This is a genomic window from Bacilli bacterium (assembly GCA_036381315.1).
GTDB lineage: Bacteria > Bacillota > Bacilli > Paenibacillales > KCTC-25726 > DASVDB01.
The window spans coordinates 1-10,139 of record DASVDB010000129.1 but is presented as its reverse complement, the minus strand read 5'-3'; the positions used below and the strand labels follow the sequence as shown (position 1 = coordinate 10,139).

The following is a 10,139-nucleotide window of genomic DNA, read 5'->3' as shown; positions in this document are numbered from 1 at the left end:
TTTAGGCTGGAAAAATAGACGCTACCCAGCAAAATTCCCACCGACAGCAACATGATGCTGACGGCCACGATCACGCCCGGGCTTGTCCTGATGCCGAGCGACGCCAGCAAATCGGCCAAATGCTTGGAAGTTTTTCGCGCGAAGGCGTTTTTCCCGCCCCGCGCGGCTGTTCCGAAACTTTTACCGCCCGCATACAGGCGAACCTTTACCCGCACTTTTGCGATTAGAGCTTGCAGCAAATAATGGGCGAAAATATAAAACAATAAAAATAACAATCCGTATAAAATCCACAGCAACAGCAAAATCACGACGGCAGCACTCCGATCTCGGCCAACCTGCGAAAACCCGCTTCATCGTACCGGCGTATTTTCGCCGCCGCTTTGTGGGAAAGTTTTCCTGAAATAGCCCAAACCGACCGGGCAAAATCATATTGAACGATCGTATTGACGTGAATTTCCCCCTCTTCGTAGCTGTATTCCCCGATACGCACCAATTTTCGTTTGCCGCCGACCATCGCCATCTCCAGACCGATATGCGCCACGAATTCGGCAATGCGCCTTCTAAGCCTTCCGGGATCGATATTTTTGCCGTTCATCATGCACATGTCCGTTATCGCATCCGGCACGTCTTCCAGGCTGTTCACATGCACGGAAGTCAGGCTTCCGTCATGCCCGCGGGTGCAAGCGCGAACATACAGATTGGCGTCCGAGTCGCGAATTTCCGTCTGGCAAATGCGCCGCGGCGATTGGCGCAGCGCCAGCTTGAACGCCTGCTCGCCGGAGTGCAGAAGATCGTCATCATCCGCTTCGAATTCCACAATGTTCTTCCGCGGGAAGTCGCGCCTTAGCATCAACTCATAGCGCGACTCAATCGTTACGATCCGTTCATGATCCGGCATCTCGTTGATCAGCGCTTTAATCAGATGGGTTTTTCCCGTATTCGTCGAACCGATCACCACCATGTTAAAATAGGACCTTACCAAGCAGCCTAAAATATCTTTCATTTCCGCGCTGATCGTTTCATAGCGTTCATTGCACAATTGGCGCAAGTCAAATTGTCTGACAGGGTAAAAACGGATTGTGATCGTGGGCTCGGAAGTAAATCCGAATCCGGTTAACGTCACGCGCGAGCCGTCACGCAATATCACTTCCGCCCACCGTTTCCGCGGATTGAATGTATCCCGGTTAAACAGGACAAGGTTTTGCTGAATCCGCTCCACATCTTGCAAACTCGAAAATCGATAAGGCGACAATGCCGCATGGCCGTCGCGCACAACATAAATGCTCGTGCCGACCACTTGAATTTCTTCGATTTCCTCGCCGTGCTTCATAATCGCATCCAGCACGTTAAAACCGATCACTTCGGCAAAAACAGCCTCGGCGAGCGTGTCGTACTGCGGCGGAAACAAGGCCCTCTGCAACCGTTTTTTCGCCAGAAAGTCGTTGATTTGCGCGAGCGCCTTCGCGCGCTCTGCGGCAAAGCCCAACACCGCCCGATTGATCATCTCATGATAAGCGGATTTGTCTGCTTCCGTTCGCCCCTTTGGTTCCAGCAAAAATTTGCGGCATTCCTCCACAACCGCGGCAAATTGCTGCGCCGCCGCACTGAAATTTCCTCCGTTTGCCTGCTCCGCCGCCGGCTCGGCAACCCGCGTGCCAAAACGCTGCGAATAAGCGGTGAGCGAAAACCGCCGATTTTTCCCCGGGATTGTCGGCATGTTCATTTCCTTCTTATCCATCATGCGTCACAAACCTGCCATTTCCCCGCGAAATGACAGCCATTTGCGCCAACTGCGCTTGTCTTTCGCTTCTTTAATGCGCTCCAATCCATAAAGCCGCTCCAATGTATAGACGACTTTGCGCATGTCTTTCTGAAACAATCCGTTCCCGAGGACAAATTCCAGCAGCCTGCCCTGGTTCATAGCCGCCTCGATTTCGTTGTATTTGCCGATTTCGCCGATGATGTTTAAGCCTGTTTCCCGCCGGATATCGTTCAAGTTCGACCAGGCTTTTTCCGCGCCCGCCGGCCTTTGCGTCACCAGAACATCGAACCCGGCAGGGTCGATGCCGGCTACGGGGGCGACATCGCGTAACCAGCGATTCATGTCTTCCTGAAAGTGCCCCACCTGCGGCGTCGTCACCAATATTTTCGTTCCGGCAAGATGCGCGCCGCACACGGTCGCGGCATTATCCCAATAGGCATTCGTCTCCACGATGCAAATGTCGAAAACGTCGGATGCCGTCCGCAGCAGATGTTCAATATCATCTTCGGAAAAAAACTCCGCCTGTTCGCGCAGCATATTTCCGTACAAAACATGCAAATTCGGCAGCGCTTTGAACCTGTCGCAATACTGCAGCAGCATTTTTCCGGTCAGGCTTGCTCCTTTCAGTTCCGCGCGGATAAGATCGAGGGTGGCGGCCGGGTGGTCCCGGCCCAAATATCGATGCAGTTTCGAACTTTTCAGATTCAAACAGAGATAGCCGACCGATTGCCGCGTAGCTTTCGCCAAATGGGCGGCGGTCCCGAAAGAAGCCGCCGTCGTGCCGATATTCGGCGTTGTTCCGACAAACAACACAATTTTTCTGCGATCGGATTTGCCGTCGCCCTTCCCAAACAGGATTTGCCGCACGCTTGTTACAATCGCCGGAACCGTCAATCCGGGAGTAACGAATTCGCTGCGGTGCGAAAGGCAACATTTCATATAGTGATCGTTCAAAACAGAGTCATGGTGGTTGGACAACAGCACGATCACTTTCGGCGTTTGGGGAAGCGCCATAATCTGTTCGAGGCAGTCGCCCAGTTCCGCAAGCGGAAAAAAACGATCGGATAAAATAACCGCATCCCATGCGTTATTTGCCTGATTTTGCGCCATGTCCGCAACGTGCCGCACTTTTGTTAACGGATGCAGCGAAATGAGCGAATCATTTTGCAAACGGCTAAACAATTCGTTATCGTCCACCATGCAGGCGATATTCACGATTCTCCCTCCCCGGTTTGGCGGTTGGCCGCAATCGGCGGCTTCGCCCCGGAAAACGAAGCGAAGGCGATGACGAGCCGCCCTGATTTGTCTTTGCATGTTTCATCAATCATAAGCCACTCCTCCGGCGTCAAATTCAGATTGACCCATTCGATGGCGCCATTGGCGTTCCTGCGGGAAATATACATCGATTCGGTATCATTGCGCGCTTTCGCCAACAAATTCGGTTGTTCGGCGTTATCGATCTCCACGTTTGCGGAAGTTTTGACCGACGCCACCACGATTTTCCGCGCAAATAATTTGGCGGGCGGACCAGCGGCGGGCGATACGAAGATTTCCACCAGATCGCCGGCGCGAATGCCGTTTGATACGGATAAAATATACTCTTTCGGGATTTGAAACGTCGCTTCTCCTTTCCCGGGATATAGATGCAGGCTGTCCAACTTCCACGTTAAAATTGGTTCGTGCGCCCCCAGCGGCACGATTGCTTCCATCCCGGCGACACTTGCTTTGTCGCTTGCCATATCTTCCCTGTAGCCGGCCAAAAATACGTCTGTATATTCCAGCATGTCCGCTGTGAGCAGCGTGCCCGGCGGGATAAAATGTTTCGGCACGACAACCCGAATTGTTTTTTGCAATTCGATTTGCTGCAATTGCAACGCATAAATCCCGTACATCATTAGCGCCGCAGTGACGGCAGCCATGATGCTCACCCAAAACTGCCTGCGCCTGTTCATCGAATTCCCCCTTAACGAAAAAAAAGACGCAACTCACGGAATGCCACGAGTTGCGTCCTTCGCAAACTGTTCAATTTGATATATTCAGTTCAGTTGGAACGAGTATTTGTATCATAGCAAAAATTTTGCTTATTGTCCATCCATTTTCAAGATAATTTTTCCGATATTTTCATTTCGCTCCATTCGTTCATGCGCTTTTACAACATCCCGCCAATCAAATATGGAATCAATGACCGGCTTGATTTCGCCGCTTGCAAACTTGGGCAGCACGGACCGGGAAAATGTTTGGGTCAATGCGATTTTTTTCGCAAGCGGTTGCGATCTGAGCGCCGTGCCGATAATTTGGATTCTCCGCGCCAAAATTTGTCCCAGATCAACTCCGTCCACCTTGCCGCCGCCGAGCAAGCCGATGACGATCAGCCTGCCGCCAACGGCAAGCGCCCGCATATGATCGTGAAAATAAGGCGCGCCAACAAAATCAAGCACGATATCGACGCCCTTTCCTTCCGTAAAATCCAACAACTCCGGCAAAAAGGCGCCTTTACGGTAATTCCAACCGCGAGCGGCGCCCAACGCCAGACATGCCGCCAATTTCCGCTCCGAGCCGGCGGTTGCGAGCGCATGAAGCCCGCTGTCTCTGGCAAGCTGGATCGCTGCCGTCCCTACGCCGCTCGCCCCGGCATGTATCAATACCCGATCTCCTTTTTTCGCTTGTCCCAACTCAAACAAATTCAGATAAGCGGTGAAAAAAGCTTCCGGTATTGCGGCAGCCTCGGCAAACGTCAACTGTTCGGGTATGCGCATCGCCATTCCCTCCGGAACAACCGCTTTTTCCGCATAACCGCCGCCCGGCAATAACGCAAACACGCGATCTCCGGGAAGCCAGCCGTTTGTGCGTTTGCCGGCTGCAATTACGATTCCGGCCATTTCCAGGCCAAGGATGGGCGACGCTCCTTCAGGCGGCGGATACATCCCCCGCCGTTGCAAAAGATCCGCGCGATTCAGGGCGGTTGCCTTCACTTCAACGAGCAAATCCGCTTCGCCCATTTCCGGATCCGGCGCATCGCCGATAACCATGTTGTCCGGTCCGCCCGGTTGCCGAAGCAGCACTGCCTTCATCATCGCATGCCTCCCATGTTGCGCATAGTAAGCGCCCTTTTTCCATATATTATACTATGTTTCCTTGCTTTCACAATCGGAGCCCGTTCAACGGACAAGTTGAACGGCACCGGGGAATCAAACAGGGGAGGCGTATTCGCATGTTTAAAAAACAGGTTGAAGCGGTGCCGGAAGCGGACACCGCAATATGGACGTGCACGACCGAAGGGTGCAACGGTTGGATGCGCGCCGACTATACGTTTGACAATGTGCCGACATGTCCTTTATGCCACGGAGCGATGGCCAATGAAATCCGCCGGTTGCCGGTGCTGCAAAATCAGGTCAAATAACGTCGACATCCGCCCATTTCGCCGGCAATGGACGTTTTGCCAACGCCAATCGGGCGCTTTCGCCATATGCTAAAAGCGGGCTCCGCTCTCCCAGGGGCTCGCTTTTGGCGTCAACGGGATGATTGACAAAGGAGGTACGCCGATTTGGTCAAGGGGTATAAATGGGCGCGAATCCTCATTTTGCGGCGCCACGCGAATATAGCTCGACACATACCCGAAACGGTCCTCTTCTCCGCAACAAACTTGCAAAACATGCTTGAAAAGCACGGGGATATTATCGTCAAGCCGAATGCCGGCAGCTGCGGCATCGGGGTCGTTCGCATTACCGAAAGCCAGGACCGGTATCAGCTGCAGCGAGACAATAAAGTGAGCACGGCGGAAAACATGGAGGAACTGGCCAACGCCTTGCGCAAACGGGCGGGCGGGCGAACGCTCATCATTCAGGAGCGGATTCCGCTCGCGGAAGTGAATGAGCGGCCGATCGACGCCAGAGTGATGGTGCAGCGAAAAAAAGGCGGCGACTGGTCGATTACCGGAACATTGATAAAAGTCGCCGGACCGGGCTTTATTGTTACCAATACGCGCCGCAGCGGCGGAAAGGTGCTTCCGCTCGCAACGGCGTTGAGACGATCCGATGTGCGGAATTCCGCCAAGTCCATTCAGGCAAAAATGGAGCAGCTCGCGCTGGCAACAGCCTGGGTATTGGGCAGGCATTACAAAAAGCAGCGTGTTTTCGGCATCGATATGGGCATAGACAAAGAGGGCAAAGTTTGGTTGATCGAGACCAACTTCACCCCCTCCGTGTCATTATTTCGCCGCCTGCGGGACAAATCCATGTATCGCCGCATTCTGCGCTATCTGAAGCCGAATTGATTTCACTGCTGATTACGGGCGTTGCGGCGCAAACGCCATTGCTTTAATTGGTAATACAGCGTGCAGCCGATGCAATATCCGAGAATCGCCGCAAGGGCGGCCGCCGCGACCATGCCGGCAAAAATATAGGCGGCCATTGTCCAATCAAGCAAAATCGAGACCACCGAAAGCGACAACAGGAAAACCGCGATGGAGTTGTTAAACCGCTGCAATTCCGCCGCTTCTCCTTCCGCCCGCTGCGCAAGCTTGCGCAAAAACGGGCGGGCGATGATGATAAACAAATTGCCGCGCGCGCCAAGCGCCAATCCGACCAGTTCGATCGCCCAGACGACCAAAATCAGAATCGGTTTATTGAATATAATCCCCGCTGCAATCAGCACAACCATGGCGGCCTGATTTGTCCGCACATAAGGTATGGGAATTTCCTTCATATCAAATCACCTACTTGGTGGGTAAGATTACTATGAATTAAATATAGCACTAACCCGTAATAAAAAAAAGGGGGCCCACACGAGGCGCCCCCCTATACATAAGGATTGTGTTCTTTTTCGAAAGCAATCGTCGTTTCCGGGCCATGTCCCGGGTATACCTGGACTTCGCCCGGCAATGAAAAAAGCACCCGATGAATCGAATCGTAAAGTTCCTGCGTGCTGCCGCCGGGCAAATCCGTCCTGCCGACCGATTGGCGAAACAGCACATCGCCGCAAAAGAGCATATCCCCGCAATAAAGGCTGATACTGCCCGGAGAATGGCCAGGGGTGTGGAAAATTTTAAATTCCTCCCCCAACAATTCCAACTGGGCGCCATCCTGCAAATATTGATCCGCAGGCCGGCAGCGAATTTGCGGTCCGACTTCCGGCCAGAAGGCGGAGCCGTTCAATTCGGGATCGTTAAGCCAATCTTTTTCCCGTTCGTGGATGTAAACGGGGGCGCCAGTGCGCTTTCGCACTTCTTCCAATCCGCCGATATGATCGAAATGGGCATGCGTCAGAATGACCGCTTCGACGGTAAAATCACCGAAAGCTTGAAACAAAACGGATGACGCCATGCCGGGATCGATCACGAACGCTTTTTTCGTGTTCGGGTTGCTTACGACATATGCGTTGGTTGCCAAAGGGCCCAAAGGGATCCGGGAAATGTTCAACATTCGTTATCACACCTTCGCAAGCAACTTCCGCAACTCTTTTACAATGACCGTCTGATAAGCTGTGCCCTCGCCGTATAACCGGCGCATTTCATCGTATGTGGCGCGCAGCTTGTCTTGGTAATCGGGGGCTTTATTGTCGGGATTTTCCGTTTTAAAACGGATCATCGCTTTTTGCACATGTTCCGGGCGCGGACCCCAATCTCCCAACACGACCCCGCCGGTATCGGTAAAGATGACCTTGGGAATGGCCCGCCCGCCCATCGTCAAAAATTGGTCGATCACACCGGTGTTTTGCTCCATAATCAGCACTTCCACCGGCATCCCGGTTTCCGCCAAAACTTTGAACACCACGGGCACATTGCGCACCACATCGCCGCACCAGTCCGCGGCGACAATCAGGCAGCGCAAATCATCCCGATTTCGCAACGACTGAAAAAACGCCAAATCATCTTGATTTTCCCAAGTGAAGCGCGCATGCCAGTCCGCAAACTTTTCCTTGTTTTTGTTCATGCCGTCCATAAATGCTTGCGGAGTTAATCCCGTTCCGAATTTGCCCGCCAAATTGACGCTCATTTCATATCACTCCTTTAAACTTTTTGGATCAAGTGAAAGTCGCCCTATTGCGCCGATATATGTTTAAATATATGCTGTACTTCTTTCGGTGAAAGCGGACGCTTTGGCTTGTGCGATTTGATCACGTGCAGCAGCCTGTCAACTTTTGCGGTAATAAAAGCCGGGCTTTTCCCTTCGATTTGCGCTTTCGGATGGGCGAAACACAAAACGCCCACGACATCTGCCCGCACGCCTATTTCTTTCAGCAACTCTTTCAGGATGTACTCATGCCGGTACAATTGCGCCGTCGGGTCCGCCGCCGCTTTTTCGCCTTCGCGCTCAACGCCTTGCTCGGTAAACGCCACGCGGCCTGACCAATATTTCGTTTCAATGTGAAAAACGCCGTTCGGCCCGATCACCACATGATCGAATTCCTGATGATTGGCGCGGGCGCGGATCGTTTTGCCGTTAAGCACTTTATATTCCGGCCCCAGAAACTTCAGTTGATGGGCAACCTTCTTCTCGCCGATTGATCCGGCTTCCTTAACGGGATTGCGTTTTTTTGCTTGCCACCATTTGAACAGTATGTATAGCGCGACCAAAAGAATAGCGCCGATAATCAGCTCATCTGTATAAGGTTTCGCTTTTTCGCCGATTTGCCGCCAGTTTTCCCCCAACGTTTTGCCGAGATAAATAAACAAAATGCACCAGGGGATCGTTGCCAAAAGCGTATAGAAGGTGAATTTGGCGAAAGACATGCGCGCCATGCCCGCCGGGATGGAAATCGCTTGCCGAAACACCGGCACGAACCTGGAGGTGAACACGATTCCGGCGCCATAACGGTTAAACCAACCTTCCGCGATATCGATGTGATGCTTTTTCAGCAACAAATATTTTCCGTAACGTTCCACAAACGGCCTGCCGCCATACAGTCCAATCCAGTATAACACCGACTGCGCGATGAGAATGCCTGCCGTGCCATACAAAACGGCGCCGACAAACGATATTTTATGCTGCGAAACGAGATAACCGCCGAATGAAAGCACAACTTCGCTAGGAATAATTTCTATGGCCAGCCCGAGCATGATGCCCCAATACCCCATGCTTTCCACGAATTCAAGCAGCCTTTGTATGATTTCCGCCATACCATCCCTCTCTTTCTTTTGACGCATGATTCATCACCAGTATAGATGAACAGCCGCACCTATGCAAAGGCAACGCGCAATTTCTCCGCTACGCGTGTCATGGCAGGACAGGCGCTTGCATATGTTAGCGATGATGTGATGAAACGGAAAGGAGTTCCGGTAAAAATGGCAAAAATCTTTGTATTAAAAAGAATTATTCTCCTGCGCGCCGTTGCCGCCTGCGCTCTCGTCATTGCCGCGCTCGCGCTGTTTGCCAAAGAAAGATCAACCCCCGCCGCAGCCGTACCTGGAAAAGAAGCCCGGATTATTCATATGGTTACCGGCGAATTCAAAACAACGACAGCGGACGGCAGAGAAATAGAAGCTTACAGGTGGGACCCGGGGACGATTGTTGTGAGCGAAGGGGAGCTGGTCAAGCTGAGCATTTACGGCATCAATGGGGAAAGCCATCCATTTGTTATTGAAGGGTTGCAAGTGAAAGAAGAAGTGAAAAAAGGGGAAGAAACGGTTGTGACGTTCACCGCCGCGCGAAAAGGCATCTACCGGATTATTTGCCTTGCCCATCCCGATATCGCCCATAACGGCCCGATGATCGGTTATATCGTCGTGATCTGACTACCTAAGCAATAAGTGGGCACACCAAGTGGCTTCCCGACTTCCTCATGCATACCATAATGCAGAGAGGAGTCGTGAAGATCGATGAAAAGTTCGGGTGTTGAAAAGCATCAGCAGGAACTTCCTTCTGCCCGGAAAATACGGCGATCCTGCAATCGTGAACTGTATCGCGCTCTCAAAAAACTGAAAATCTGGGTTCCCCCCGAGCAGATCATCGCGGCTGAAGAGTTTTATTTTCGGAAAGTCATTGAACATCTGCCGTTGATCGTTGAGCACCATGATAATCGAAAAGCCTTGTGCGATTGGTGGGACGAACATATTTGCCCGGAAGTGGCCAAACTTTGGAATGTGGAAGAAACATCGCTTTCCAAAGCGTTTCGCAGCGCGTTCGGCGGTTAATACCAGGAAAGCGTCTAACAACATTCATGGGTGCCGGCGTTAAATGAGCGTCACTTATTAAACTGTGCTCCAATTGTTGGACAACATCTAACATTTTGAGCGCAGTTTTTACCGGATCAGGCGTTTGCACTAAAGGTTACTATAAAATTAATTGTAAAATTCATGAAATGTCGGGCTCGCCACTTTCTCGCAAGCAATCAATAATTCCCATCTCGTGCAAAAAAGAAAACCACAAGGAGTTGCTGC

At 52.0% G+C, this 10,139-nt stretch carries 13 protein-coding genes and 1 pseudogene; 4 read left to right on the top strand and 10 right to left on the bottom strand.

The window, feature by feature from the left end; all coding sequences use genetic code 11:
- The 5 genes from VF260_09625 to VF260_09605 all read right to left on the bottom strand — a co-directional run.
- The coding region (locus VF260_09625; protein ID HEX7057437.1) for a hypothetical protein at window positions 1–308 on the bottom strand (308 nt) is incomplete at its 3' end.
- The gene (locus VF260_09620; GenBank protein ID HEX7057436.1) at window positions 305–1,741 is read right to left on the bottom strand and encodes an ATPase, T2SS/T4P/T4SS family; all 1,437 of its coding nucleotides are present in this window, start codon (window positions 1,739–1,741) and stop codon (window positions 305–307) included. The genes VF260_09620 and VF260_09625, both read right to left, overlap by 4 nt.
- 3 nt (window positions 1,742–1,744) lie before the next feature.
- Window positions 1,745–2,977 carry a hypothetical protein gene (locus VF260_09615; GenBank protein ID HEX7057435.1) on the bottom strand — a complete coding sequence of 411 codons (1,233 nt, stop codon included), beginning with the start codon at window positions 2,975–2,977 and terminating at the stop codon, window positions 1,745–1,747.
- Window positions 2,974–3,714, bottom strand: coding sequence for an SAF domain-containing protein (locus VF260_09610; protein ID HEX7057434.1), 741 nt, complete (start codon window positions 3,712–3,714; stop codon window positions 2,974–2,976). Before VF260_09610 ends, VF260_09615 begins: the two co-directional genes overlap by 4 nt.
- A gap of 129 nt (window positions 3,715–3,843) precedes the next feature.
- Window positions 3,844–4,833 carry an NAD(P)H-quinone oxidoreductase gene (locus VF260_09605; protein ID HEX7057433.1) on the bottom strand — a complete coding sequence of 330 codons (990 nt, stop codon included), beginning with the start codon at window positions 4,831–4,833 and terminating at the stop codon, window positions 3,844–3,846.
- Window positions 4,834–4,973: 140 nt separating this feature from the next.
- Here VF260_09605 and VF260_09600 point away from each other — a divergent pair, with 140 nt between their 5' ends.
- Together VF260_09600 and VF260_09595 are read left to right on the top strand one after the other, a co-directional pair.
- A complete protein-coding gene (locus VF260_09600) occupies window positions 4,974–5,162 on the top strand; it encodes a cold-shock protein (protein ID HEX7057432.1) in 189 nt (62 codons plus the stop codon).
- 144 nt (window positions 5,163–5,306) lie between these two features.
- A complete protein-coding gene (locus tag VF260_09595; GenBank protein HEX7057431.1) occupies window positions 5,307–6,035 on the top strand; it encodes a YheC/YheD family protein in 729 nt (242 codons plus the stop codon).
- A gap of 2 nt (window positions 6,036–6,037) precedes the next feature.
- On the opposite strand, the gene VF260_09590 is transcribed toward VF260_09595, so the two are convergent.
- The 5 genes and pseudogenes from VF260_09590 to VF260_09570 all read right to left on the bottom strand — a co-directional run bounded on the left by VF260_09590 (window position 6,038) and on the right by VF260_09570 (window position 8,879).
- Window positions 6,038–6,466 carry a DUF4395 domain-containing protein gene (locus VF260_09590; protein ID HEX7057430.1) on the bottom strand — a complete coding sequence of 143 codons (429 nt, stop codon included), beginning with the start codon at window positions 6,464–6,466 and terminating at the stop codon, window positions 6,038–6,040.
- Window positions 6,467–6,558: 92 nt separating this feature from the next.
- Window positions 6,559–7,182, bottom strand: coding sequence for an MBL fold metallo-hydrolase (locus tag VF260_09585; GenBank protein HEX7057429.1), 624 nt, complete (start codon window positions 7,180–7,182; stop codon window positions 6,559–6,561).
- A 6-nt stretch (window positions 7,183–7,188) separates the two neighbouring features.
- Window positions 7,189–7,755, bottom strand: a complete 567-nt coding sequence (locus tag VF260_09580; protein HEX7057428.1) for a thioredoxin family protein — start codon at window positions 7,753–7,755, stop codon at window positions 7,189–7,191.
- Between the two features lie 44 nt (window positions 7,756–7,799).
- A complete protein-coding gene (locus VF260_09575) occupies window positions 7,800–8,264 on the bottom strand; it encodes a nuclease-related domain-containing protein (GenBank protein HEX7057427.1) in 465 nt (154 codons plus the stop codon).
- A gap of 27 nt (window positions 8,265–8,291) precedes the next feature.
- A pseudogene (locus tag VF260_09570) lies at window positions 8,292–8,879 on the bottom strand (DedA family protein).
- A gap of 165 nt (window positions 8,880–9,044) precedes the next feature.
- On the opposite strand from VF260_09570, the gene VF260_09565 reads away from it, so the two are divergent.
- A complete protein-coding gene (locus tag VF260_09565; GenBank protein HEX7057426.1) occupies window positions 9,045–9,494 on the top strand; it encodes a cupredoxin domain-containing protein in 450 nt (149 codons plus the stop codon).
- An 84-nt stretch (window positions 9,495–9,578) separates the two neighbouring features.
- Window positions 9,579–9,893 (top strand): dehydrogenase, encoded by a 315-nt coding sequence (locus VF260_09560; GenBank protein ID HEX7057425.1) that lies wholly within the window; start codon window positions 9,579–9,581, stop codon window positions 9,891–9,893.
- Window positions 9,894–10,139: the final 246 nt, after the last annotated feature.

What these genes read in the sequence shown, in the direction of transcription:
- VF260_09610 (HEX7057434.1), bottom strand. Translation starts at nt 3,714, where the DNA reads ATGAACAGGCGCAGGCAGTTTTGGGTGAGCATCATGGCTGCCGTCACT.
- VF260_09620 (HEX7057436.1), bottom strand. Translation starts at nt 1,741, where the DNA reads ATGATGGATAAGAAGGAAATGAACATGCCGACAATCCCGGGGAAAAAT.
- VF260_09580 (HEX7057428.1), bottom strand. Translation starts at nt 7,755, where the DNA reads ATGAGCGTCAATTTGGCGGGCAAATTCGGAACGGGATTAACTCCGCAA.
- VF260_09560 (HEX7057425.1), top strand. Translation starts at nt 9,579, where the DNA reads ATGAAAAGTTCGGGTGTTGAAAAGCATCAGCAGGAACTTCCTTCTGCC.
- VF260_09565 (HEX7057426.1), top strand. Translation starts at nt 9,045, where the DNA reads ATGGCAAAAATCTTTGTATTAAAAAGAATTATTCTCCTGCGCGCCGTT.
- VF260_09585 (HEX7057429.1), bottom strand. Translation starts at nt 7,182, where the DNA reads ATGTTGAACATTTCCCGGATCCCTTTGGGCCCTTTGGCAACCAACGCA.
- VF260_09600 (HEX7057432.1), top strand. Translation starts at nt 4,974, where the DNA reads ATGTTTAAAAAACAGGTTGAAGCGGTGCCGGAAGCGGACACCGCAATA.
- VF260_09590 (HEX7057430.1), bottom strand. Translation starts at nt 6,466, where the DNA reads ATGAAGGAAATTCCCATACCTTATGTGCGGACAAATCAGGCCGCCATG.
- VF260_09605 (HEX7057433.1), bottom strand. Translation starts at nt 4,833, where the DNA reads ATGAAGGCAGTGCTGCTTCGGCAACCGGGCGGACCGGACAACATGGTT.